Origin of the sequence: Segetibacter aerophilus, assembly GCF_007991655.1 — a bacterium.
Classification (GTDB): Bacteria; Bacteroidota; Bacteroidia; order Chitinophagales; family Chitinophagaceae; genus Segetibacter; species Segetibacter aerophilus.
In genome coordinates this window covers 224,221-249,150 of the sequence record NZ_BJYT01000007.1, presented here as the reverse complement: position 1 = coordinate 249,150, position 24,930 = coordinate 224,221, and the positions used below count along the sequence as shown (strand labels likewise).

Genomic DNA, 24,930 nt, shown 5'->3' with positions numbered 1-24,930 from the left:
TCAACAGTTACCCAATTGAAGCTGGTAACAGGTAAACCGACAAGTGGTATCGCTTTCGATTACCCTACTTTGTTAGCGAAGTCTTTCATTACCTGCACCAGTACTTCTACACTGCTTAGAGGTAATGCGTTATAAAATGAGGCTCTGAAACCACCAACGGAACGGTGGCCTTTAATACCGTACAAGTTTTCCTGTTTAGCGACATCGAGGAATTGCTTTTCGAGAGAAATATCTTCCATTACAAATACTGCATTCATTTTACTCCGGTCTTCTTTGGCTACAGGGCCTTTAAACATTGGAAGACTATCAAGAGTAGAATAAAAGAGATCTGCTTTTTGATTATTTAATTTTTCGATAGCAGCAACGCCGCCCATTTTTTTCAGCCATCTTAACGTAAGCATACTTACATAAATAGCGAAGACAGGCGGAGTATTTAGCATTGAACCATTTTCAATATGTATTCGATAATCGAGAATTGTAGGTATTTTCCTTTTAACCTTTCCAAGCACATTTTTGTTTATGACCAATAAATTAACTCCTGCCATGCCAATGTTTTTCTGTGCACCTGCATAGATTAAAGCATGACGGTTAAAATCAAGCTGACGACTCAAAATATCGCTGCTCATGTCTGCCACCAAAGGAAGATCAGTTTGTGGAACAGATTGCCACTGTGTACCCTCTACTGTATTATTGGTTGTATAATGCAGGTAAACGGCACCTGCCGGTGTGGTAAATTCTTTCGGTAGATATGTATGGTTTTTATCTTTTGAAGAGGCAACAACCTCAACGTTTCCAAATAACCGGGCTTCTTTTATCGCTTTGCTACCCCAAATACCATTATCGATATAAGCTGCCGTTTGATCTTCATCAAGTAGGTTATACGGAACCTGCATAAACTGTGTGCTTGCACCACCGTGAAGAAATAATACTTCGTGATCTGAGCCAAGCTGCATCAGCTCTTTAACCAACGATATTGCTTCATGCAAAACAGCTTCGAACAAAGCTGTACGATGACCAATTTCTAAAATAGAAAGACCACTGTTATTAAAATTGAGGAGACTTTCGCTTGCCTGTTGCAACACATCTTTGGGAAGTATGCTGGGGCCTGCGTTAAAATTATGAACCATAAAAAAAATTGAAGTGCAAAGTAAACGAAAGCAGTAAAAAGTTCAAGCAATATCTTTCATTACCTGCGGCTCCAATTCTAAATGTCTGTTTGGAAATAACCCGTTGCGGACCTCGTTTTCAAGCTCCCTCCTCATCACGGGCCTGTGCTTCTAGTCCTTTATTAAGCTCTGTATCTCCATATGGTTTTCTTTCTGCGGTACCCGCCTTGTCGGTACCTGCTGCACCGTCGCTGTTGGATTGCAAGTCATCTACTCCGGATGCAGTTACCCGGTTGTCTTCCTTTGAATGGTCTTGTTTTTTATCTTTTTCAAACTCCTCTGGCGTTTGCAAGCTGCTGTCACCCATAAAAACACCGTTCTCATCAGTATCACTATTTCCCGCATTGGCGCTGCTATTCGCGTTTATTGAAATGCTGTTGTCATCTTCATCTTGGTATAGCATAATCTTATTTTTAAAACGTCTTAAAATGTTATGCCAAATCAGGTGTTTTCAATGTTTTAAAGAGACATTTTCAAAATCTCATTTTTTTGTTCCCGGCATTAGTTCCCTCTTTTACTTTGGTTGCGACGCATTTCGTTCAAGTGCATATCTCCATTTGACTATTTTCATGTTTTGCTCAAATCCTACTTTGAATGTTTCCAGCACTTTTTTCATAAAGCCAGAAAAAGATAACATGTACTTTTGGTCGCTATCATTTTCGAACCACGATGCTTCACAACTCGGTAGACATGGTTTTGTTTTTGATGACTAAATGTGTTAACGGAATTTGCGGGATCCGGACGGTAGAATATTGAAAATACGTATACGAGTGCGACGCAAGCAAAGCTCAATAGTAACTATGCCGCTTGCCCAAACACTATTCATCTTATTGGGCCTTATTTCGTAAAAACTAATAAGTACAGAAAGGAACATTTATTACAAGAAAATTTTGCGTATGGCTTTTGAAGTAACAGTATCTTCTTTTGGAAAACATTCGGTAATTATTTTAAAGGATGTAACGACCAACACTTTTGCTGAAATTTATAGCTTCGGAGCCCTGCTTAATAATTTCACTTCTGAACATCATGGGAAGGTGATCAACGTCATAGACGGTTTTTCGAGCCTCGCAGAGTCGACAGAAAAAGTAACTGTGTTTTTCAAGAGCGCTAAACTTTCGCCTTTTGCCTGCCGCGTGAAAAATTCGAAATATAAGTTTGGTCAGAACGAGTACATGCTGAGCAAGTTTGCTCTAAGAGGCACTGCAATTCACGGGCTGATCTACAACGCTCCTTTTGAAATTACTGAGCAGGTGCAAAATGACGAAAAGGCTTCTGTTAAACTGAGTTTCTTGTATGAAAATGAGATGGAAGGTTACCCGTTTAAATTCAAGACAGAAGTAGAATATACGTTGACAGAAGGGAACGCTCTCACCATAAAAACTACAGCAACAAATGTAGATTCACAGTTGCTACCTATGGTTGACGGATGGCATCCCTACTTTACTTTAGGCGACAGTATCAACGATTACCAGGTAGAATTTCAGAGTAAGGAAATGCTGGAGTTCGACGAAGACCTTGTGCCAACCGGCAAGCTTATCCCCTACCAGGAATTTGGTTCAATTAAAAATTTCGGTCCGCATGAGTTGGACAACTGTTTCACTTTAAACTTCGCTGAGTGTCAACCCATGTGTGTGATCAGGCATCCTCAGAAAAAAGTTCAGATTGAGTTTCACCCGGAAGAAAGTTACCCGTACCTGCAAGTGTACACCCCCGAACATAGAAAAAGTATAGCCGTTGAAAACCTTAGTGGTGCACCAGACGCATTTAATAATGGGATAGGGCTTAAAGTTTTACAGCCTGGAGAATCAGCTACTTTTACAACGAAATTTATTACCCGATCTCTATAAACTCTATTATGTCTTCAAATAAGATTGTTGAAACATTTGCTGAAAAATTCAATACTACACCAAGGCTTTTTTTCTCACCGGGAAGAATAAACCTGATAGGCGAACACATTGATTATAACGACGGTTTTGTTATGCCGGCAGCAACAGATAAAGGGATTTGGTTTGCAGTTGCTCCCAACGCCAGTGATACAGCTAACTTTTATAGCGCTGACCTTAATGAGGCTTACTCAACGCCACTAACTACCATCACACCCGTTGAAGGCTGGCAAAACTATTTGCTTGGAGTAATAGACCAGGTACAAAAAAGGGAATTAACAATCCACGGTTTTGACTGTGTATTTGGCGGCAACGTTCCTATCGGTGCCGGCATGTCATCATCTGCTGCTGTTGAGTGTGGGCTGCTGTTTGCTCTAAACGAAATCTTCGAGCTTCATCTGCAGCGGACAACGATGGCAACAATGGCTCAAAAAGCAGAACATACTTTTCCTGGAGTCAAGGTAGGAATCATGGACATGTTTGCGAGTTTGATGGGCAAGCAAAACAATGTTATCCTTCTTGATTGTATGTCTCTTGATTATAAGTACCTGCCTTTGGATTTAGAAGAATATTCGTTGATTCTTATTAATACAAAAGTGCACCATTCACTTGCAAGCGGCGAGTATAACCAGCGACGTCAGCAGTGCCAGGAAGGATTTGCTAAACTGCAATCACTACTACCTAACATTAAGTCTTTTAGAGACATAAAAGCTGAAGATGTAGAAAAGCATAAGACAGATCTTGGTGAAGTTGTTTATAAGAGATGCCTTTACGTAACACAGGAAATAGAGCGTACTCAAAAAGCAGCGGTTTTATTAGAAAATAATGAACAGGAGGCTTTCGGAAAGTTGATGTTTGAGACGCACCAGGGGCTTAGCCAACTGTATGAAGTAAGTTGCAAGGAACTTGATTTTTTGGTTGAAGAGGCTAAAAAACATTCGTCAATTATTGGAAGCCGGTTAATGGGTGGAGGTTTTGGCGGATGTACAATTAACCTGCTTCATAAAAAAGATTGGGCTGAAGTGGCAAAAAAAATAACCGATGCTTACAAAAAGGAATTTGACATTGATGCAGAAGTGTATGAAGTAGCTACTAGTGATGGTACGCATGAAGAAATAGGAGGATAAGGATTTACCTAGATATAAAGAAAAAGGGAACGCGAGCGTTCCCTTTTTCTTTATATAGTATGTGCTCGTTTTTAACCCAGAGCTACTCTTTTAAAGTCCAGCACTTTCAACTCACTGTCAACGCTTTTCAAATATTCAGTAACTGATTTGCTACTGTCTTTCACGAAAAGCTGCGCACCTAAAGTGTTTTCTTTAAAGAAGGCGTTCAATTTTCCTTCGGCGATTTTTGCAATCATTTCAGCAGGTTTACCAGCCATTTTAGGATCTGATGCAATTTGCTCAGTCACGATCGCTCTTTCTCTTTCCACAGTTGTAGCAGGAATTGAAGAAGGATCAACAGCCAGCGGATTCATTGCAGCGATTTGCATAGCAATGTCTTTACCCGCTTCAGGAGCTTCTTTGTTTAAACCAACTAAAACCCCCATACGGTTTGCACCGTGAATATATGAAGCAACATAAGGAGCTTCGATTCTTTCGAAACGGCTTACACCAATTTTCTCTCCGATAGAAGCAAGTTTGTCATTGATCATGTCTGAAACTTTCGCTCCGTTCACAGTTACTTCGTTTACTTCTTCTGCACTTTTAGCATTGTTAGCGATGGCAGCATCAGCGATGCTGGTAGCGAAAGCAACGAAGTCAGCATTTTTGCTTACGAAGTCAGTCTCACAACTGATTGTAAGTACTATACCAACTTTATTATCGAAAGTAGTTCTCGCAACTACTACACCTTCTTTAGCTTCACGATCGCTACGTTTTGCAGCAACTTTTTGACCTTGCTTACGCAACCAGTCAATAGCTCCTTCAAAATCTCCGTTCGTTTCAGTAAGGGCTTTACGGCAATCCATCATGCCGGCACCTGTTGCCTGGCGCAACTTATTTATATCCTGCGCAGTAATTGTTGCAGTTGACATATTGAAAAAATTAAAAATTAAAAATTAAAAACGAAAACCACATAGTTACATAAGTCACACGAATTGTGTCTATGTGCCTATGTGGTTTTATAATTAGCTGAATAAATAAATATCCAGTACAAGTGTGCGACGCAACGATAACAAATAGTAGTACTAAAGCTGGCTCAAACACTCTTCCTCTTTACTTACAACTTAAGACTTACCACTTACAACTATCTAGGACCTCCGGGACCACTTGGTCTACGGCTAGCTCCACCTGGAACGCGACGCTTTTGAGGACCAGCAGGACCACCTGTTGTATTGCCACGACCTCTGCCACCACCACGTGAAGCCTCAGCCTCGGCCTCAGCTTGCAAACGAGCAGCTCTTCTTTCTGCATCATTGTCTACATCTCCATCTGGATCATCATCTTTAGAAGCTTGTCTTTCGGCAAGACCTTCAGAGATAGCAGCAGCTATATAGTTGGTAATGATTGCAACAGATTTAGTAGCATCGTCGTTGGCAGGAATTGCAAAATCAACTTTGTTTGGATCGCAGTTGGTATCTACCATACCGAAAGTTGTTACACCTAAACGCTTTGCTTCAGAAAGAGCAATGTGCTCGTGTCCGATATCAACAAGGAACAAAGCAGCTGGGGCACGACCTAGTTGAGCGATACCACCAAGAACTTTTTCCATCTTTTCTTTATCACGAGTAAGAGTCAAACGCTCTTTTTTTGTAAGGCTTTCAGCGCTACCATCGTTCAACATTTTTTCGATGCTCTGCATTTTCTTCACGCTCTTACGAACAGTGTTGAAGTTGGTAAGCATACCACCCAACCAACGCTCAGTTACGAAAGGCATGTTTACTTTTTTTGCAGCTTCCATCACGATCTCTTTGGCTTGTTTCTTAGTAGCAACAAACATGATCTTCTTTCCGCTCTTAGCAATGCTTTTCATAGCGGCAGCAGCTTCCTGCAAACCTTCTACAGTCTTGTTAAGGTCGATGATGTGAATACCTTTTTTCTCAGCGAAGATGTAAGGCAACATCTTTGGGTTCCACTTCTTCTTCAGGTGACCAAAGTGAACACCGGCCTCCAGAAGTTGCTGTTGTAGTGAAGTGTTATTTTCCATTGTTTTGATTAAATTAAATATTGTAAATATTGTTAGCTGTAAGCCTCAAGCTGCAAGCTGCAAGTAAAAACCAAAAGGCTTGAAGCTTGTAGCTAACGGCTCGTCGCTTTCTTTATCTCTTACTGAACTGGAAGCTTCTTCTTGCTTTCTTCTTACCTGGTTTCTTACGCTCAACGCTTCTTGGATCACGCTTTAATAAACCTGCAGCTTTTAAAGTTGGACGTAACTCAGGATTAACTTCGAGAATAGCACGGGCAATACCAAGCTTTGCGGCTTCTGCCTGGCCTTTCATTCCACCACCGGTTGCATTGATTTTTACATCAAATTTTTCAGTGCCTTCAATAACTTTAAAAGGTTGTTCTACCTGGTTCTGTAAGTAAACCAGCGGAAAATAATCTTTGTAATCTTTATCGTTTATGGTGATTTTACCTTCGCCCCTGTTAAGGAAAACTCTGGTTACAGCTTCCTTACGACGACCTACGGCATTTTTTTGTTTTTCCATTTTTTATGCTTGTAGCCTATTTTAAAATGTTAATGGTTGAGGTTGCTGTGCAGTATGAGGATGTTTGTCGCCTGCGTACACAAATAATTTTTTATACATCTTGCGACCTAAACGATTTTTAGGAAGCATCCCTTTTACAGCTCTTTCAACGATCACTTCAGGGCGACGCTTTAAAAGGTCTTTTGCAATCTCTACTTTTTGGCCACCAGGGTAACCAGTGTAGTGCATGTATTCTTTTTCATCCATCTTGTTGCCGGTCAACTTAACCTTATCACAGTTAATGACAACAACGAAATCACCACAATCAACGTGTGGAGTGTAGTACGCTTTGTTCTTACCACGAAGAACTGCTGCGATTTTAGCACAAATGCGACCAACGGTTTGATTAGTGCCGTCAACAACGTACCAGTTACGTTGCACGGTAGCCTCGTTCGCAGATTTGGTTGTGAAATGTAGTTTGCTCATTGTATAATTTTTAATTTCATTGGTGCTATCCCACCAATTTTTAATGGACGGCGAAGGTAGTAGCATATATTTGAAAAAAGAAAGCTTTCGGGAACTATTTCAAATACAACCTTTGTAACTGCTTAGTTTTCAATCAAATTTTTGTTGTTAATTTTTTGTTGTCCTTATATAACCCGCAATTTTACTACTATTTTGCTCCGGTTGTGTCACTCCTTGTACTAGTGGCAAGCGTGTCAGCCGGTCTAACGCGAAGGCCATAAAATGGTTTCTTCTCTTGTTTCTTTGATTCGTTGTTTTTATAGCGCTTAGGAAAATGGTATAATATTTTAATCATTTGAGACATGCTTATTCATCTTCATCCGGTAAATCCGCAAACGCGGCAAATAAAAACGATCGTAGAATGTTTACTTGATGGAGGAGTAATTATTTATCCAACAGACACAATTTATGGTTTGGGTTGTGACATTTTTAAGAAGCAAGGGGTCGAAAGAATTTGTCGTATCAAACATGTCGATCCTGAAAAAGCACAGTTAAGCTTTGTTTGTCATGATCTTAGTGATCTCAGCAAATACACCAAAAGTATTTCTACTCCTTTATATCGAACATTAAAAAATTATCTGCCCGGACCGTACACATTTATATTACCAGCCAATAGCGATGTTCCAAGAATATTGCATAGCAAAAAAAAGACAATAGGTCTTCGTATTCCTGATAATGTGATTGCCAATACGATAGTACAAGAGTTGGGGCATCCAATACTAAGTGCATCTTTGCCAGGCGACATGGTAGAAGAATACACAGATCCGGAATTGATTTACGAAAACTTTGGAAAACTCGTTGATATTGTAATAGACGGCGGACCAGGTGGAATGACACCTTCTACTATTGTCGATTGTACGAATGAGCCTTATGAAGTTGTGAGATATGGTCTGGGCGAGTGGAAGGAGGAGTGACGCCGGTTGCGAACTACCAGTTGCTGTTACTTGCAACCGGTAACCTGCATTTCGCTTAAGCGTATTCTTTTCCGTAGCTCTTAACGATTATCTTGCTATAGCCTCCCGGCTGTTTGCTTACTTCTATTTGTGTACCGATGCGTTCTTTTAGCGCCTCTACGTGAGAAATAATTCCAATCATTTTTCCTGATGCCTGCAGATTTTCTAACGCCGAAATAGCAACATCCAGAGTCTCGGCATCAAGGGTGCCGAAACCCTCATCTATAAAAAGAGAATTGATTTGAGTTTTATTACCTGCCAAATCAGACAAGCCGAGTGCAAGTGAAAGACTGACGAGGAAACTTTCGCCACCTGACAACGTAGTCATTGGTCGCACAACATCGGCCTGGTAGGCATCTATAATTTGAAGCTCTAAATCTTTTTCCGCACTTTTTAAAATTCTGTACCGATCGCTTAACTTATGAAGGTGACGGTTGGCTAATTCTGTAAGCCTTGCCAGGGTGAGCCCTTGAGCGAATTTGCTAAACTTCTTTCCGTCTGCTGAACCAATCAGTTGTGATATTTTATCCCAGCGGCTGCATTCCTTTTGTTGCGCTTCCACCTGCGCAGCTACTTCCTCGTGCCTGGCTAACAATCTCGCATCTTCCTGAAGTGCGTGCTGCAAACCTCCAAGTTGCTGGTTTAATTCTCTGATTAATTGTTGCTGTGTACCAAGCGTTTCTTGTAGCGCTTCTTCGCTCTCTTCCGTTAAATTTTTTTCAGCCTCGGCTATGTATTCGCTCTCGATACTTTTTAGGATGCTACTGGTGGTAGTAACGTTTTGTTCAATTTTTTGCTTTACGACAGATATTCTTTGTTCCTCTGAAACTGGAATAAATAACGCTTCCAGTTTTTCGATTGAAGCAATATCCTCTTTAGCAAGCGTTTCCGTCAACCGATTACGAAGAACTAAATATTTCTCCTCCACTTCCTGAAGCTGTCTTTTCCACTCTACAATTTTTTCTTCGTTTACCTTTACGATTTGCTCCTTTTGATGAAAAGTATTTTGAAGATTTTCAGATAGCGTCATGAGTTGCTGTACCTCATCGCTTAATCTTTTTCGCTCTTTAGAAGCATCCTTTTCACCAAAGATTTTCAACCGCTCTGCTTGTAGTTTTGCCAAGCTCTGCTGTTCGTTTTTTACCACTAACCCTAGTTCCTCTAGTTTGAGTGTTTTTTCTGCATAAATTGTTTTTGCGCTAATAAATTCTGCTTGTACTCTTCCTATATCTTCTTTGTAACGATGGAAGTTAGCAAGGGCAGTTGTGTAACCGGCCATTCGATTTTTCAAATGCTCTTCGTACTTGGAATCGTCTGCAGTGTTATAGGTAATCTCATATTTTGATAAGAGCAATGTGGCTGATGCAACGAGACTGCTTTTACTTTCTATACCTACGTCTACACTTTCCCTTTCCCGGTCGATATCACGGATTATCCCTTTTACTCTTTCTGCTATTTGCAACGTGATACTTTCAAACCTTGCCTGCTCCTGTAAGTTGATGTTGCATTGATTCTGCAACTGTTGAAGTTGGTGCTGGAGAGTCTTTATAGTCAATACTTGATCACGCAAACTTTTGTAGTCTTTTTCTTTCGCTACTACTATCGCTGCTATGATTTTACTATCAGAAAGATTTAGCGGTTTTGGCAAATCACCATTATTTCTATCGAAAGCTTTTGTTACATCTGTGATCGCTTTTTTTATTAGCTCAATTTCATCTTTGAGCGTAGAAACGTTATTAGTAAGAGTGTTAACTACTAGCGCCTTTTTTTCATGTTCTTTTGAAATTTTAGATAAGTAAACCCGGTGTTCATCCCGCTTTTGCTGTGCAAGATTTACGTGATTGTGATTATGCCTATCAACATAAGGATGATGTATTGAACCACAGAGCGGGCAGGGTTCCTCCGACTTTAACTGCTGGCGGTCCTCATCATATTTTTGAATGCGTACCTGGATCTCTACCAGTTGCTGAAGGTCGTTTAGCATTACTTCAGCTTTCTCTTTATCAATTTCTAACTGTTGCAACTGGTGACTTTCCGCGTCATGTTTCTGAGTAACATCTTTCAATTGCTGAACCGCCTGCTGCTTGCGTTCAACGTGCTTTTGGTATTCTCCTGACAAGCGCAATTGATCCTTGCATACTGCGATCAATGCAGGCAGATCGTTTGCCTTTGATTCGAGCGATTCGACTGATTGTTCACCAATAACTTCCGATAGTTTTTGGCTAATTATTTTTTGTTCACCTTCAAGTTGTTTAATTGCCTTTTTGATGCTTTCAACCTTTTCAGTGGCATTTGCAAAAGACAGTTGTTCCCGCTTTTGTTGATCTTTCAGCTTACTTAGCTCCCTGGTAGATTTGGAAATTGCTTCATCAGCAGCAGCCAGCTCTTTCCGCAACTGTTCATAAGCGGGCACGTCTTTTTCGAGTTCGCTATCTTTTTGATTTGCTTCCAGCCATTTCTCTACCTCGGACAATTGCATTTGGCAAAGCTCAAACTCATGTTGCTTTTCATCCTTCAATTTTTCAATTTCACGCACCTCATTTTGCAGCAGGTTGAACGCATTCATGGTTTGCTGCAAAGAGTGCTTCTCAACTTCAATTTCTGTGTCTTTAATAACGACTGCTTGCAAAAGAGGCTCAGCTTCATGGAGGGCGAACTGTGCACGGGCGTACTCCTCTTTTGTCGTTGTTAATTGCAGTAAAGCTTGTTGAAGCTCCTCTTTGTAGCCCGGCAAATGCTTTTCTAAGTCGACAACCTTATGCTCAATCTCTTCTCGTTGTTTCTTATGCTGGTTGATTGCTTGTAAAGCCAGGGTATGTTTGGAAGCGCGGGCGTGCTGGTTCAATCGTTCGAAATCATGTTCATTGTCTTTTGCCTGTTGCGCAAAAGTTGAAAGCTGCTGCGAATGAAACGCTTGTTTGTTCTTTAGGTCTCTTAACTTTTGTAGCCAATTTATTTTTGTTTCTATATCAAGTTTCACTTGTGTCAGCCTTCGTTCTTCTTGCTGGTGGCGTTGCAGTGTTTCGGTTATCACGTTCTTCTCTTCGTCTGACAACAGCACCACATCATTCATCCGGGCGCGAAGCACATCTAGTTGAACTTTTTGTTCCTTTGCCTTTTCATATACATAGGTTGAAATGTCGGAGTAAATGCCAGTATCAGTAATTTTTTCGAGCAGCTCGCTTCGCTCATTTTCACTTGCTTTTAGAAAACGGGTAAAGTCACCCTGCGATAACATAACGGACCGTAAGAACTGGTTATAATCCAACCCGCACAGTTCTACAATCTTGCTTTGGACGGCCGAAAGGGGATGACCAACGATGATTTCACCTGTAAGAGCGTTGGCAAGTTCCATCCTGGGAGTCTGCAAAACACCTTCCGGCCTGTTTCGACTTCTTCTCAGTGACCATCTCGCTCTAAACAATTCCTGGTTTGCTTCGAACTCAACTTCCGCATGCGACTCTCCTGTAAACCTGGTCATGCTTTCACTTGCTTCTTTGTCATGACGGTGCACACGTCCGTATAAGGCTACTGTTATCGCATCGAGAATAGTTGTTTTGCCCGCACCAGTGGGACCGGTGATAGCAAATAAACCACTCTCCGTAAAAGGTGGTTTGTCGAACCTTATCTCATGTTCGCCTTTTAAGGAATTGAGGTTTAAAAACTTTATACTAATGATCTTCATTGAAAGAGGTGCAATGTGAAATTTGGAGCTGCAAAGGTTTAAGGACGCAATTTATTTAAAAGCAATAAACCGGCTAAGACTTGTTTAAAATGGGTTGAGTCACGTGACGATGTGTGTTTTAAGCAATGAACAGTTTGCGTGTTTTTTAAGTAAAAAATGGAAAAAGCCAAATGGTCTTCCTTCACCTGAACGTGGTGTCGCAACAAAAGCTTGATAAGAGTATTGCTGCAGTCTAAACAAAAATCTATTCCATTGTTGTCTTACAGTTTAACTCCCGCCTGAGCCAATTCTCTAATTTATCCTCCATTAAGGGCGCATGCTTTTTGTCGCATCTATTTTAACTTGTAAGAGCAATTATATGGGAAATAAAAGAGCGGTGATTATAAATAAATATCGGGATAGAGACGTTGATTTTATGAGACTGTTAGAGTTTCACCTTTCAAAAAAAAATTATTCAATAAACAGCCTAGAAGATTTTGATGAAGCTCTTGAATTGATAGAAATTGAAATGCCAGAGATAATTTTTTTAATTTCTTATGGTACTGACGATCATGAACCTGCACTACGTAATAAGGTAAATTCGATTAAAGACTATCAGCCTTTGATAAAGGCTTCTCGTTTTGCAGATGCTCCCACTGCACCTGGTGACGAGGGGGACTTGTCGGATGAATTTAGAAAGTTGTTTCGATATATTAAAAGTTTCTTCAAGAGGGATTAGGCGGCAAAATTTTAAATTGAAAATCAAGCAATAAACCCAAACTCATTCATCTTATTATCGGCTTTCTGTTACGAGCTCACAAGGTGTTCCTGTCAATTTGCTAATAGGAGTTAACTCCACCTTTCTGAACTCGACCTCAGAACCTTCAGCCTGTAATGCAATTTGACCATGATCGGCAGTACAGTTAAAACCGCAGTTTACAAGATCACCATTAACCCACACTTTTATTGATCTCTTCACGCATTCAATTACCATCGTGTTCCATTCTCCTACAGGCTTTTCAGAGCCGTCTGTAAGATTGATTATGCGACGCTTTCTATCTCCGTTTATTCCCCATTCTGCTTTAGGGCCACGCCTTTTTTCCATGTCAGCCACGGCAATGTCTTCCTCGATGCACCAGAAGTCGCCCGCATTTTGTGTCATCAATTGTGACTCTATAGCCTTCGGAAACATTTTATACAACGCACGCGGAGTAGAAGCATGTACCAACACACCGCAATTGCCCGGGACGCCGGCAAAGCGATATTGTACTTCGAGCCTATAATTTTTATAAGTGGCATCTGTAATCAGGTGACCCCCCGGCGTGCCCAAACTAACAAGCAAACCATTCCTGATAATGAAAGGACTTTTTAAAGACTTATCTGTATCCATCGCCGGAACGTCTACATGCCACCCGATTAAATCCTTGCCATTAAAAAGGTTGATCGTCTTTGGCTTCACTTTAAATGAAAGAAATGACAAAAGTATTATTGTGAATAGAATTAGCTTTTTCATAAGTTTATCCGTTGTTGTATTAAAATGAAATATAGTACAAAATCGAGCGGTTATAATAGAACGTTGCTGTTTTAAGATTATACAGTTTTTAATGATTTAATATTCAAAGTAAGATGAAGTCACGACGAGCGTTTGTGAAAAGTACATCGGCAGGTGTAGGAATATTTTCCTTGTCAAGCATGTTGAATGGACAGGCCAATCAGAAAGTGGAAAAGAAAAAGGTTGTATGTGTGGGCGGGCATCCCGATGATCCTGAAAGCGGATGTGGCGGTACGCTGGCCGCGCTGAGTAAAAAGGGACATTCCGTCACTGTTATATATCTCACGACGGGCGAAGCAGGTATCGAAGGAAAAACCCATGCCGAAGCGGCGGCCATAAGAAAACAGGAAGCCCTAAATGCCTGCGCCGCTTTAAAGGCTAAGCCCATCTTTGCAGGGCAAATTGATGGAGATACTATAGTTGATAATGCTTGGCTGGGTAAAATTCAAAAATTAATTTATGATGAAAAGCCAGACGTAGTATTTACCCATTGGCCCCTTGATACTCATAAAGATCACCAGGCAGCTAGCCTGCTAACTATACAATCGTGGGTAAGGGCGCAGAATAAGTTTTCACTTTACTTTTTTGAAGTTTGTGCCGGCGAGCAGACCATGACTTTCCATCCTACAGATTATGTTGACATTACTGAAACACAGGATTTAAAAAGGAAAGCTGTTTTTTGTCATACCAGCCAGGATCCTCCCGGTATTTATAATTGTGGCCATGCTGCCATGGAAGAATTCAGGGGAAGAGAGCTTGGCGTAAAGGCCGCCGAAGCATTCATCTGTATGAATGGCAGAAAACAAAGTTCTTTCGCGAATTCATATCTATAGAAAGGGAAACCTAGCATCCGCTGGAATTTCACTACTTGCGCATTTGCCTGCTTAAAAGGCTTAAACTAATACCGGCTCCTGTTTTTTCGGCCGATTAAGGAATCGAGGGAATATTTGCCGCCGCCAAGAATGAGAAAGCCGATGTAAAAAATTAGATAAAAGATAGCGAGCTCCTTTTTTGCCAACGGCTGGGAGGCAAGCGCATAAAAAATAGCCACCAGCATATTTATTATTAAGGGCACACTTGCAAGACGAGTCGCAAGTCCTAATATGAGGAGGATTGAACAAAATGCTTCAGCGAAAACAGTTAAAGCGAGCGTTGCAGTAGGACCAATCCCAAAGGGATCCGCAAACTGAACATTTCCGGAGATAAGGTTTTGTAATTTCGGAATACCGTGAGTAAGCATTAAGGCACCGACAGCAAGTCTTGCTATGAGTAGCCAAACATTAACAGCGTTGTTATTTACTGCAGTAGAAAACGTTCTTCTCATGGATCAAATTTTTACAATCAAGATTCTTTGCTTCCTTTTTGCTTGAACAAAGTTATTCTTAATTCTTATCTGCCCACTTATAATTCGCCTCACTGTACCGGTCTCCCACATTGGGATATTTTGCTAATACAGCCTCAATGTCGCTCACGTCTTGTGGTGTAAGTGCCAGGTCTACGCTTCCTGCATTGTCTTTTAGTTTATCTCGCTTTTTTGTTCCGGGAATCGGGATCACATTATCTCCTTGTGCCAATACCCATGCTAATGCCAGTTGAGCAGGACTACAACCTTTTTGTGTTGCTAATTCGGCAAACGCCTGTGCAAGGTTTGCATTATTTTCCTGGTATTCTTCCTGGTATCTTGGCAGTGTTCTACGAAAATCGTTTTCAGGAAGATCTTTGAAATTAAGGGTGTTGGTCATTAGCCCCCTGGCAAGTGGACTGTAGGGAACGAAGGTAATTCCCAGTTCTTTGCACAACGGCAAAATCTCTTTTTCAACGCCCCTTGTTAGCAGCGAATATTCACTTTGCAGCGCAGCTATTGGATGGACGGCATGGGCTCTTTTAATAGAATTTGCAGAGGCTTCAGATAAACCGAGATACCGCACTTTGCCTTGTTGTACCAACTCAGCCATAGCGCCCACCATTTCTTCAACTGGAATTTTTTGATCTACACGATGGGCATAATAAAGATCAATAACATCAATTTTCAATCTTTTCAAACTTGCATCTATCGCCTGCCTCATGTAGGCGGGAGAACCGTCAAAATAACTTCCCTTGCCATCTTCTGTTGCGCGAAATCCGAACTTGGTGGCTATAAAAATTTTGTCTCGGTTCGTTGTTAATACTTTGGATATTAATTCTTCATTACTACCGTTTCCGTAAAAATCAGCTGTATCCCAAAAGTTGATACCTAAGTCAAGCGCATAATGAAGGGTTGCAATAGACTCATCATCATCAGGTACACCATAAGCATGACTCATGCTCATGCATCCTAAGCCTATCGCTGATAGTTGTTCGTTTTGACCAAGTGTTCTGTATTTCATAAACGGAATTATTGCCTTTGTAAGGAGTTGCTACAACCACAAAAGAACTATGCCTATTAAATTTGTAACAGATTAAAAAGAGATTTCTAAGTTGAACGGAGCGTCGCAACGATGACCAGGCAGGGAACAAAGGTTGGTACAAAAAAGGTTTCAATGTTTTAATCTACCGTTTGCAAAACGCCTAATTCATCGTTCATATTTACAAATGAAGCTTTATAACCCGGAGCAATTCTTCCAAATTGATTGTCAAGTTTCATCACTTGCGCAGGGTATAAACTGGCCATTCTTAAAGCTTCAGATAACTCAATTCCCACTTCTTCCACCGCATTGCTTACGCACTTAGCCATGGTTAAAGCCGAGCCACTTAGGATGCCGTTTGACTCGTATTTGTCTCCGACAAGGGTGTGAGGATAGTATCCTTCATTGGTCTCAGTAACTGCATCAGTAATAAAGAAAAGTTTTTGCTGCATTATTTTTTTCGCGATCGCGATTGCAGCAAAATCAACATGAAAACCGTCGGCCACGATACTTGCCATCACCTTTTCATGGTTCAGAACCGAACCAACAATACCGGGTGCACGATGTTGCAAAGGACTCATTGCATTATACAGGTGAGTAGCCGCATGGATTCCTTTCGCAAAACCTTCGTTTGCCTCGTCATAAGTTGCATTGCTATGACCGGCCGAGATGATGACACCATACGATTGGATAAGCTTGATCGCTTCTGTGCAGCAGACCTCAGGTGCAAGGGTAATCATAGTGATAACCCCTTTGCCATATTCTAACAATGAAGTTGCCTGTTCAATTGTTGGGGAGTGAATGAAGCTCTCCACATGCGCACCCTTCTTTGCCTTGCTGATCCACGGCCCTTCTACATGAAGACCAATGACACCTTTGCCACCCTTGTGCCGGTAATCTCTAACGGCATCAATACATTTATAAAATACATCGTAAGAATTGGTAGCAACGGTCGGTTGATAATAAGGCGCGCCTCCGGCCTTACAGTACTCATACGTTTTCTGAAGGCTTTCCGCTGTTGGGTCAACTGCTAGTAACGATCCTTTTGCACCATAAATCTGGATATCAATAAAGCAAGGCGCTAAAAAGCCACTAACATAACTTGTAATAATGGAGTTAGGGGGGACCTCCTTAGTAGGAACAATATCTCGGATGATTTCATTTTCGACAAGAATAGTCTGATCCATCAACCACTCTTCGCCAGTAAAAATTCTGGTTGCTTCATGTGCATGTATCATAGCAAAGATTTTAGTCAGGAATAATTAAAAATGGATCGGCATCTTTCCAAAACGGCATCTTCTCACGTATCTCAATAAGGTCGTCTTTCTGCAAAGTAAAGGTGTAAATATCTTCATCATTGACTTTATGGTAGAGCACTTCTCCAAGCGGATTTACTACCATACTATCCCCGCTATGTTGAATGCCATTTCCGTCTTTACCCACCCTATTTACCCCGATACAAAAGCATTGATTTTCTATTGCTCGGGCCTGCAGTAGAGTTCGCCACATATGACCACGCTTCTCGGGCCAGTTCGCTACATAAATCAACACATCGTACTCCGGCCCCTGCTGTCTATCAGATCCATGGCGGGCTTGCCGTGACCAAACAGGAAAGCGAAGATCATAACATACCAGCAGGTTTATTTTCCAACCCTTTACTGAAGCAATCAAACGTTTGCTGCCGGCAGTATAATGTTCATCTTCGTGCGCGTAGGCAAACAAATGCCGCTTATCGTACAAGCCCATTTGCCCATTTGGAAGCATCCAGACAAGCCTGTTCAGATATCTGTCTTCCTGTTCAATAATAAGACTACCCGTTAAGATGATTTTCTTTTGAGCTGAAACCCGTTTCATCCAGGCTACAGATTCTCCATCCATTCCTTCCGCCAGTTCTTCGGGTTTCATACTAAAACCTGTGCTAAACATTTCAGGAAGTATAACAACTTCAGTTTTCTGACTGATAGAGTTGATCTTCTCTTCAAGCATTTCAAGGTTGGCTTTTTTGTCCTCCCAATGAAGCGCAGTTTGTATAATTGTAAAGGTTAAAGATGACATGAAATGGTTTGCTTAATTGTTATAGCCAAGGCTACTTATAAAGGTTTAAAGGATTTTTGCACTATTTCTTTGAGTCTCAAAACTTCGAAATTAGCCCTTGCTGATGCTGCTAATAACATTACTTATTAGAGAGGGTTCGTACCCTTTCTGCAAGAGGTACCCGGTCGTTCTAGCCTGCCTCACCAGGTACTGTTGGCCACTTAACTCCTTCCACTTTTTCGAGGCCAGCTTTTGCAAAACGGAAAGGTATTGCTCCTCCTCTATTTCTTTTAATCCTAATTTAATATTGACCTTATTTACACCTTTTTGCTGCAATTCATACTGGATTTTTCTCCGTCCCCACTGCTTCATTCTAAACTTTCCGCCGGCGAATTGTTTTGCAAATCGCTCTTCATTCAAATAGTTTTCTTCAATCAGGATCGATAGAATTTCTTCCGTCTGCACCTTGTACAAGCCGAAAGAATACAGTTTTTCCTTCACTTCATTGTGGCTTCTTTCCTGGTAAGCACAGTAGTTTTTAATTTTTTTTAAAGCCTCCTCTTTTGTTGCTCTTTTTGAAGAAAACATTTTCCAAAATTAAGGATCAAAATAGCTGTAAATTTATATCTGGCACTGAAGTAAATTTGCGCAAGCAATTGAATAAAGGCAATTAATCCAAATACATTCCAATGAATTCAAACTCTACCCCTCTTACAATTTGCCTGATTGACGATGATTTCATATATCAATTTACTGCTAAAAGAATTATTGAACTTGTAGATCCGTTGCAGAAAGTGTTGGTGTTTTCAAATGGAAAAGAAGCAATAGACTTTTTCTCTCAACAGCCTCCAAATAGCGAACTTTTACCCGATGTAATCTTTCTTGATATTAATATGCCTGTTATGAACGGGTGGGAATTTTTAGACGCTTATAACGACATAAAACCTGCGCTTGATAAGCCAATTAGTATTTACATGATTAGCTCATCAGTTGACGAAAAAGACAAAATACGCAGTAAAACCTTTAATGTAAAAGACTTCATAGAAAAACCTATAAACAAGGAGATGATGGTAGCAATCCTGCGTTTAACGCGTGCAGTAGCGTAGAGAAATTTTATAACTTGTTTGTCGCCGGTATCACAACTATGCTCAGCTTTTGTTGTGTCACTCTCTTGTACAATTTGCACTTCATTCATCTTTTTCCCCATTAGAAAAATCCGGCTAATTATTCTTTAAACCTCCCTATGGCTTTCGTGAAATACATTGGTAAATTCTCCCACAATCGATTTATCGTTTTTGAATCTTAGCCTTTCAAGTTTTAGTGCAGCAATGTCTTCGGCAAAAACTTTCCTGTGCATCGGGTGCATGGTACCTCCCGTTACTCCCGCAGGTTTTGATGGATCATACTGAAACTCCGCATCAACCAACGTTCCCCGCGGGTACATGATTCCAGGAACACCCTTACCCCTGTAATCGCAATCGTCCGGATGCTCCAGTCCTAAAGTATGACCATATTCATGTGCAGCAGTGGTAGAACCTACATACAAATTCTCGAGTTTAAAATAGCCGGTATTGCATCCCAGGCCATCTACAAAAGAGATATTTCCGTGAGCATAATCTTCAATTCTAAAATAATTGTTGCGAGGGTCAGTGTTTGCAAGTACTTCTTCCTCATCAATCATAGGTCTGCACTCAGCCGTAATTTTAAACTTTACCAGGAATGAAATTCCCTTTAGAGAGATCGTTCCTCTCGGCTCGTTCCACATGGTTTCTATCTCCGCTCTGATCGTCTCAGTAACCTTCTCATCGGCGGCACCACCATAGGTTATAATGTGTGAACTGATAAGAATAACCTGATCTTCCTGGTTTATTTCTACTTCACCCATTTGCCTGCTTTTATGCTGTTACTGAAAAAACTGCCCAAAAATAAACGTAGTATAGAACAGAAGAACTTATTACTCGTAGAAGAAAAACTGTGCTATTTTTTTTTATTATTTATTGACAGCACAAGTTATTGAATAAGAAGAGCGTTGTATATTTATAACAAGTTCTCTTACTTAAAAACGCCAACTATTGCCATCGTTAACTATTCGACAATTCAATTCTCTCGCGCAGGATGAGAAGGCAGACGTTGTCTATAACTTTGGCGTTTACCTCCTGGATTATGAAAATGTAAGACACCTTTTTTCTTTGTATCAACTGTCTTCTTTCTACGTCGAAATGGTCTACAACTTAAAAAATAAAAAATCGCTGGTTAGAATTAAAAGCCACGCTACACCCGATACCATTCAAAAGTATCTTTTAAGAATCGACATCAACGAATTGAAATATTAAGAAGGGCACTTCGTCAACGCTTGATATCTCTTCGCCAATTATTTGCTCAGAACAAGCGTGTTTTCTTTGTTATTCAAAACCCAATTGCTGAATTTATTTAAGAGCCCCTTACCGGCGATGATCCTTTTTCCTTTATCTGTTACTGCAACCACAATATTATCAAGCGAAAAACTTCCGATTTGTATATTACTCATTTTGTACCTGCGGCATGTATCAATCATTCCATTAGCCATTTCATATTCTGCTGTTCCCAAATAGTTCATGTTTCCCAATAAACCTTCCGCCTTCAAAGTTTCTTCCATCTCTTTATTGATCAACATGTCAGCCGCGCCTGTATCCAATAACCAAAATTGAAACATACTGCCGGTTTTTATTTTCACATAGGTCATACCATTGAGCGTAAGCACTTTAATGCTATCACTTGCCGGACCTTTAATGTCATTAACCAATGTCGCGCTCCAGCCCTTCTCAACAGTTTTCGTGTCCTCATAGGGGTTACCGCAAGTAGACATCATTTCATAAAACAGCAACGAGTTGGGATTGCTTAGTGTCTGCATTTCTGCATCTGTAATCCTCTTTGACTTGACCATACTCAGCTGGCAAGCGCAAAAATTATTTACCTTATCCTCATCCAGTTTTCGTTCGGTACTTTTTTGAATGTTGGTTTTACAATTCTCAATAAACTCCTTTTCAAAACCTTCAGCCTGTAGTAACAGAGACACGCCTGAGTTGGTGTAACACGCGTTGAACTGCTTTTCTAACGAGCTATCTGACTTAATCATTCCACTAATATCAATTACACCATTTGAAGTATTCTGCCTGTATTGCTTCAAACTAAAATACCGGTCTATCTTCTCTAATTGGCAGTTACAAATAGAAACTGCTGTAGAGTTTGTTCTGTCTTTTTTCATAGACTTCAGACAGTTGTTAACCATTTGAGTTCTACTAAGTATTACCCTTCCCTCCTTGGTATAAATGAAATCTTTCTTTTGTGCATAAGAGCAGGTAGCGGCCAGGCAGGAAAATAAAAAAATCAAACAGCAGTATTTCTTGAGCATTTCAGATAAAGGATAGGTTAGAAACGGGTTGAAAGAAAAAGAGGAAAAGTAAACCTCGTTTGTTTTTCGGCCAAAAAATTTTGTCAGTTAAAACCTACGAAAGATGCTCTTCCAAAGCCATCTTAACCATTGAAATCACTGGCCACCACAATCTTATCAACATTGCTACCTATCGCTTAACCTCACTTTGTGCAATTGCTTTATTTACTGTAGGTTTGTTTTTCTACAACTTTTTTAAACCGACCAAAGCATGAAGTTTATTGTTTCGTCATCATCGCTATTAAAACATTTGCAACAGATTAGCGGTGTAATTAATTCCAATACAGTTTTACCCATACTGGAAGATTTCCTTTTTGAAATAGAAGACAGAAAACTATCTATAGTTGCAACCGACCTGGAAACAGTGATGCGAGTGCAAATGGAGGTGGAAAGTAAAGTGAACGGAAGAGTTTGTATTCCTTCTAAAATTCTGATTGACTCGCTTAAGAACATTGCTGACCAACCGCTTACTTTTAATATTGACACCAACTTTGCAGTAGAAATTACTAGCGACAATGGTAAGTACAAAGTGATGGGCGAAAACCCGGACAACTTTCCTAAAGAGCCGGGCTCAGACGATACCACCGCTTTTACTATGCCAAGCAGCGCCTTGGTTACTGCTATAAATAAGACCTTGTTTGCTGTTAGCAACGATGACCTTCGCCCTGCCATGACAGGCGTATTTTTTGAGTTAAGCAAAGACTACATCCAATTTGTTGCCACTGACGCTCACCGGTTGGTTCGGTATAAAAGAACCGATGTAGCGTGCCCGAAGAACGAAAGCTTTATTGTTCCTAAAAAGCCGTTGAACCTTTTAAAGAACGCTTTACCGGATAACGACGACCCACTTACCATTAGTTATAACAGCAATCACTTGTTCGTTTCTCATGGTACCACCCAGCTAATTTGTCGTTTAATAGATGCCCGTTTCCCGGACTACAAAGTGGTAATCCCTACTGACAATCCATATAAACTTGTTGTGAACAAGGGAGATTTCCAGGGTGCACTTCGTCGCGTCAGTGTTTTTAGCAATAAGAGCACTAACCAAGTGGCGCTAAATATCAGCGGAAGCGAATTGCAGATGGCCGCGCAGGATGTTGACTTTAGCTTTGAAGGAAATGAAAGAATGAATTGCACCTACGATGGCGAGGACCTGCAGATTGCCTTTAATGCCCGTTTCTTAATTGAGATGCTAAATGCTGCAGAGACAAGCGACGTAAAAGTTGAATTAGCCACTTCTACCAAAGCTGGCATTTTGAAACCAACCGAAAGCGAGGACAATGAGGATTTGCTAATGTTGGTGATGCCATTGATGTTGAATAATTAGGTCTGAACCATGATTTAGAAGGATTTTTTGAATTATGGGAAAATAAATTGTTTTAAAGCCTCTTCTTTTTAGAAGGGGTTTTTTGTTTGTAGTTTCTTTTGGTGCCAGCCGCAGTTCTTTGATCGTTCATCCTTGCGTCGCATTTCGTTCTTTTCTTGTCTGAACTGGGAAAGTGGGATGACTGGGATTAATGGGACACGTACAGCGATCGCTACTGCCTTGTTGCCTTACTCCCTTTGCCTTACTCCCTTTGCCCCGCGACTTTTTCTTTTTATCTTAGATATCCCAACGCTTCCGACTAATGTTTCAAAATATTATCGACTATTTTCAAACCCTCGAACATCGTCCTTTGGAAAGGCTGGTGTTTTTAGTTGCGGGGATGCTTTTGCTATGGTTGGTTGAAGGCGCTATTCCCTTATTGAGCTTACCATACAGAAAGAACAAAGTGAGGCACGCTACTGTCAATCTCTCGTTTACTGCTATTCACCTCGTCATCCATACAGGCTTTGCTGTGCTGATCGTTTTGCTGTCCGACTGGACAAAAGCTCATGGTTTCGGAATTATTCACTGGTTTCATACTTCTGCTATTGCGGGCATCATCATCACAATTTTTGTCCTCGACTTTTTTGGCGGTTGGCTGGTTCATTATACTCAACACAAGATGGCTGGCTTGTGGAGATTTCATATCATCCATCATGCAGATAACCATGTGGATGTTACCACCGGTTTGAGACACCACCCTGTTGAAAGTATTTTGAGAGGACTATTTTTTCTTGCAGGGGTTATGGTTGCCGGCGCACCTATGTACGCGGTGATGATCTTCCAAACACTGCTGGTCGTTACTGTTCAGTTTACACACGCTAACATCCGTTTACCCAAATGGCTCGATAAAGGCCTCAGTTGGGTTATAGTTTCTCCTAACATGCACAAGGTTCATCATCATTTCGAATTGCCTTATACCGATAGTAATTACGGTGCTGTTTTTTCCATTTGGGATCGGGCTCTAGGTACTTTCATGTCGCTTGACACAAAAGATATCACTTACGGAATCGATAAGCATTATCCCAATGAAAAAGATGAAGATTTTTTGCGGTTGATGAAACATCCCTGGATGAAAAAAGTCTAACACGAAATGTAAGACTTGAGCATCATCCCATTTTCATACGACTTCAACTGCTACCTTCCAACTGCCAACTTTTAGTTGTCATCTTCGAAATCTTCTCAATCAATTTAATCAACTTATTTAACTCCCATAAGAGTAGGGAGCCTATTTTTGCCACCTAAACAACAAGCATGAAGAACACTCCTTTTACAGAAAAGCATAAGTCGATGGGAGCTAAAATGGCGGAGTTTGCAGGATACAATATGCCTATTAGTTACACCGGTATTAACGATGAACACGCGACAGTAAGAACCAATGCGGGGGTCTTTGATGTAAGCCATATGGGCGAGTTTATTCTAAAAGGAGAAAATGCCCTTAATTTGATCCAAAGGGTAACAACTAACGACGCCTCAAAACTAACTGCTGGAAAAGCTCAATACAGCTGTTTTACTAACGAAAATGCCGGTATTGTTGATGATCTTATTGTATACTGCTTAGAAGAGAATAGGGCGTACATGATAGTAGTAAATGCATCGAATATAGAAAAGGATTGGAACTGGCTAAATAAGTTCAATAGTAAGCAGGTAGAGATGCATAACGTTAGCGAGAAGACATGCTTGTTGGCAATACAAGGTCCGAACGCAACCAAAATATTGCAACCCCTAACGGAAACCGATATTATGAACCTCAAGTATTACACATTTGTAAGAGGCAAATTTGCGGGAGTAGAAAATGTGATTGTAAGCGCAACAGGTTATACAGGCAGCGGTGGTGTAGAAATCTATTTTGAAGATAAAGATGATAATGCGGATAAGATCTGGAACGCCATCTTTGAAGCAGGTAAGCCAATGGGATTAAAACCGATAGGTCTGGGAGCGAGGGATACCCTTCGTTTGGAAATGGGTTATTGCCTGTACGGGATGGATATAGATGACACCACAACTCCCTTAGAAGGCGGTTTAGGATGGATCACAAAGTTTACGAAAGACTTTACTGCAAGAGAAATTCTCGAAAAACAAAAAGCAGCAGGTATTACCCGAAAGCTGGTAGGTTTTGAAATGGTCGAAAAAGGAATTCCACGTCATGGCTACGAGATAGTAGATGAAAGTGGAAACAAGATTGGTGAAGTAACAAGTGGCACACAGGCTCCGTCGTTAGCGAAAGCAATTGGGATGGGGTATGTAGCTAAAGAATTTGCTGCGATAGATTCAAAAGTGTTTGTAAAGATCCGTGAACGTCAATTGGAGGCAAAGGTGGTTAAGATGCCTTTTGTATAAAT

At 40.7% G+C, this 24,930-nt stretch carries 26 protein-coding genes; 10 read left to right on the top strand and 16 right to left on the bottom strand.

Annotated elements, in window-relative coordinates:
- Nucleotides 1-59: 59 nt before the first annotated feature.
- Together serC and SAE01_RS11210 are read right to left on the bottom strand one after the other, a co-directional pair.
- Complete coding sequence (gene serC, locus SAE01_RS11215) at nucleotides 60-1,127, bottom strand: 3-phosphoserine/phosphohydroxythreonine transaminase (RefSeq protein WP_147203849.1); 1,068 nt, start codon at nucleotides 1,125-1,127, stop codon at nucleotides 60-62.
- A 118-nt stretch (nucleotides 1,128-1,245) separates the two neighbouring features.
- Nucleotides 1,246-1,569: a hypothetical protein gene (locus SAE01_RS11210; RefSeq protein WP_147203848.1), complete on the bottom strand. Its 324-nt coding sequence runs from the start codon at nucleotides 1,567-1,569 to the stop codon at nucleotides 1,246-1,248.
- Between the two features lie 493 nt (nucleotides 1,570-2,062).
- Between SAE01_RS11210 and SAE01_RS11205 the strand changes: the two genes are divergently transcribed.
- Entirely contained in the window at nucleotides 2,063-3,013 is a 951-nt protein-coding gene (locus tag SAE01_RS11205) for an aldose 1-epimerase (RefSeq protein ID WP_147203847.1), read from the top strand.
- 8 nt (nucleotides 3,014-3,021) lie between these two features.
- A complete protein-coding gene (gene galK, locus SAE01_RS11200) occupies nucleotides 3,022-4,176 on the top strand; it encodes a galactokinase (protein ID WP_218029134.1) in 1,155 nt (384 codons plus the stop codon).
- A gap of 71 nt (nucleotides 4,177-4,247) precedes the next feature.
- Here galK and tsf read toward each other — a convergent pair whose 3' ends face one another.
- The 5 genes from tsf to SAE01_RS24475 form a co-directional block, all read right to left on the bottom strand.
- Nucleotides 4,248-5,087 (bottom strand): translation elongation factor Ts, encoded by an 840-nt coding sequence (tsf, locus tag SAE01_RS11195; RefSeq protein WP_147203845.1) that lies wholly within the window; start codon nucleotides 5,085-5,087, stop codon nucleotides 4,248-4,250.
- Between the two features lie 212 nt (nucleotides 5,088-5,299).
- Nucleotides 5,300-6,199 carry a 30S ribosomal protein S2 gene (gene rpsB, locus SAE01_RS11190; protein WP_147203844.1) on the bottom strand — a complete coding sequence of 300 codons (900 nt, stop codon included), beginning with the start codon at nucleotides 6,197-6,199 and terminating at the stop codon, nucleotides 5,300-5,302.
- A 112-nt stretch (nucleotides 6,200-6,311) separates the two neighbouring features.
- Entirely contained in the window at nucleotides 6,312-6,701 is a 390-nt protein-coding gene (gene rpsI, locus SAE01_RS11185; protein WP_147203843.1) for a 30S ribosomal protein S9, read from the bottom strand.
- A gap of 21 nt (nucleotides 6,702-6,722) precedes the next feature.
- A complete protein-coding gene (gene rplM / locus SAE01_RS11180; protein ID WP_147203842.1) occupies nucleotides 6,723-7,166 on the bottom strand; it encodes a 50S ribosomal protein L13 in 444 nt (147 codons plus the stop codon).
- Between the two features lie 187 nt (nucleotides 7,167-7,353).
- Nucleotides 7,354-7,500 (bottom strand): hypothetical protein, encoded by a 147-nt coding sequence (locus SAE01_RS24475; protein ID WP_170234141.1) that lies wholly within the window; start codon nucleotides 7,498-7,500, stop codon nucleotides 7,354-7,356.
- Nucleotides 7,501-7,507: 7 nt separating this feature from the next.
- Between SAE01_RS24475 and SAE01_RS11175 the strand changes: the two genes are divergently transcribed.
- Nucleotides 7,508-8,119 (top strand): L-threonylcarbamoyladenylate synthase, encoded by a 612-nt coding sequence (locus SAE01_RS11175; protein WP_147203841.1) that lies wholly within the window; start codon nucleotides 7,508-7,510, stop codon nucleotides 8,117-8,119.
- Between the two features lie 55 nt (nucleotides 8,120-8,174).
- Here SAE01_RS11175 and SAE01_RS11170 read toward each other — a convergent pair whose 3' ends face one another.
- Nucleotides 8,175-11,843 (bottom strand): AAA family ATPase, encoded by a 3,669-nt coding sequence (locus tag SAE01_RS11170; RefSeq protein ID WP_147203840.1) that lies wholly within the window; start codon nucleotides 11,841-11,843, stop codon nucleotides 8,175-8,177.
- 358 nt (nucleotides 11,844-12,201) lie between these two features.
- On the opposite strand from SAE01_RS11170, the gene SAE01_RS11165 reads away from it, so the two are divergent.
- Nucleotides 12,202-12,561 (top strand): hypothetical protein, encoded by a 360-nt coding sequence (locus tag SAE01_RS11165; protein WP_147203839.1) that lies wholly within the window; start codon nucleotides 12,202-12,204, stop codon nucleotides 12,559-12,561.
- Nucleotides 12,562-12,615: 54 nt separating this feature from the next.
- On the opposite strand, the gene SAE01_RS11160 is transcribed toward SAE01_RS11165, so the two are convergent.
- The gene (locus SAE01_RS11160; protein ID WP_147203838.1) at nucleotides 12,616-13,335 is read right to left on the bottom strand and encodes a 3-keto-disaccharide hydrolase; all 720 of its coding nucleotides are present in this window, start codon (nucleotides 13,333-13,335) and stop codon (nucleotides 12,616-12,618) included.
- Between the two features lie 113 nt (nucleotides 13,336-13,448).
- Here SAE01_RS11160 and SAE01_RS11155 point away from each other — a divergent pair, with 113 nt between their 5' ends.
- Nucleotides 13,449-14,207: a PIG-L deacetylase family protein gene (locus SAE01_RS11155; protein WP_246113214.1), complete on the top strand. Its 759-nt coding sequence runs from the start codon at nucleotides 13,449-13,451 to the stop codon at nucleotides 14,205-14,207.
- Between the two features lie 65 nt (nucleotides 14,208-14,272).
- Here the strand turns inward: SAE01_RS11155 and SAE01_RS11150 are convergent, their stop codons facing one another.
- From SAE01_RS11150 to SAE01_RS11130, 5 genes are all read right to left on the bottom strand, one after another.
- Nucleotides 14,273-14,698 carry a DoxX family protein gene (locus SAE01_RS11150; RefSeq protein WP_147203836.1) on the bottom strand — a complete coding sequence of 142 codons (426 nt, stop codon included), beginning with the start codon at nucleotides 14,696-14,698 and terminating at the stop codon, nucleotides 14,273-14,275.
- A 58-nt stretch (nucleotides 14,699-14,756) separates the two neighbouring features.
- Nucleotides 14,757-15,740: an aldo/keto reductase gene (locus tag SAE01_RS11145; protein ID WP_147203835.1), complete on the bottom strand. Its 984-nt coding sequence runs from the start codon at nucleotides 15,738-15,740 to the stop codon at nucleotides 14,757-14,759.
- A 158-nt stretch (nucleotides 15,741-15,898) separates the two neighbouring features.
- Nucleotides 15,899-16,996, bottom strand: a complete 1,098-nt coding sequence (nagA, locus tag SAE01_RS11140) for an N-acetylglucosamine-6-phosphate deacetylase (protein ID WP_147203834.1) — start codon at nucleotides 16,994-16,996, stop codon at nucleotides 15,899-15,901.
- Nucleotides 16,997-17,006: 10 nt separating this feature from the next.
- Complete coding sequence (locus tag SAE01_RS11135) at nucleotides 17,007-17,813, bottom strand: amidohydrolase (RefSeq protein WP_147203833.1); 807 nt, start codon at nucleotides 17,811-17,813, stop codon at nucleotides 17,007-17,009.
- A gap of 90 nt (nucleotides 17,814-17,903) precedes the next feature.
- Nucleotides 17,904-18,380 carry a regulatory protein RecX gene (locus SAE01_RS11130; RefSeq protein ID WP_147203832.1) on the bottom strand — a complete coding sequence of 159 codons (477 nt, stop codon included), beginning with the start codon at nucleotides 18,378-18,380 and terminating at the stop codon, nucleotides 17,904-17,906.
- 101 nt (nucleotides 18,381-18,481) lie between these two features.
- Here SAE01_RS11130 and SAE01_RS11125 point away from each other — a divergent pair, with 101 nt between their 5' ends.
- Nucleotides 18,482-18,898, top strand: coding sequence for a response regulator (locus tag SAE01_RS11125; RefSeq protein ID WP_147203831.1), 417 nt, complete (start codon nucleotides 18,482-18,484; stop codon nucleotides 18,896-18,898).
- Nucleotides 18,899-19,023: 125 nt separating this feature from the next.
- Here the strand turns inward: SAE01_RS11125 and SAE01_RS11120 are convergent, their stop codons facing one another.
- The gene (locus SAE01_RS11120; protein WP_147203830.1) at nucleotides 19,024-19,677 is read right to left on the bottom strand and encodes a peptidase M10; all 654 of its coding nucleotides are present in this window, start codon (nucleotides 19,675-19,677) and stop codon (nucleotides 19,024-19,026) included.
- Between the two features lie 187 nt (nucleotides 19,678-19,864).
- Between SAE01_RS11120 and SAE01_RS11115 the strand changes: the two genes are divergently transcribed.
- Nucleotides 19,865-20,125 carry a hypothetical protein gene (locus tag SAE01_RS11115; RefSeq protein WP_147203829.1) on the top strand — a complete coding sequence of 87 codons (261 nt, stop codon included), beginning with the start codon at nucleotides 19,865-19,867 and terminating at the stop codon, nucleotides 20,123-20,125.
- A 38-nt stretch (nucleotides 20,126-20,163) separates the two neighbouring features.
- Here the strand turns inward: SAE01_RS11115 and SAE01_RS11110 are convergent, their stop codons facing one another.
- A complete protein-coding gene (locus tag SAE01_RS11110) occupies nucleotides 20,164-21,036 on the bottom strand; it encodes a retroviral-like aspartic protease family protein (RefSeq protein WP_170234140.1) in 873 nt (290 codons plus the stop codon).
- A gap of 397 nt (nucleotides 21,037-21,433) precedes the next feature.
- Here SAE01_RS11110 and dnaN point away from each other — a divergent pair, with 397 nt between their 5' ends.
- The 3 genes from dnaN to gcvT all read left to right on the top strand — a co-directional run bounded on the left by dnaN (nucleotide 21,434) and on the right by gcvT (nucleotide 24,928).
- Nucleotides 21,434-22,549, top strand: a complete 1,116-nt coding sequence (gene dnaN / locus SAE01_RS11105) for a DNA polymerase III subunit beta (protein WP_147203827.1) — start codon at nucleotides 21,434-21,436, stop codon at nucleotides 22,547-22,549.
- A 301-nt stretch (nucleotides 22,550-22,850) separates the two neighbouring features.
- Nucleotides 22,851-23,675 (top strand): sterol desaturase family protein, encoded by an 825-nt coding sequence (locus SAE01_RS11100; protein ID WP_147203826.1) that lies wholly within the window; start codon nucleotides 22,851-22,853, stop codon nucleotides 23,673-23,675.
- A 167-nt stretch (nucleotides 23,676-23,842) separates the two neighbouring features.
- Nucleotides 23,843-24,928: a glycine cleavage system aminomethyltransferase GcvT gene (gcvT, locus tag SAE01_RS11095; RefSeq protein ID WP_147203825.1), complete on the top strand. Its 1,086-nt coding sequence runs from the start codon at nucleotides 23,843-23,845 to the stop codon at nucleotides 24,926-24,928.
- Nucleotides 24,929-24,930: the final 2 nt, after the last annotated feature.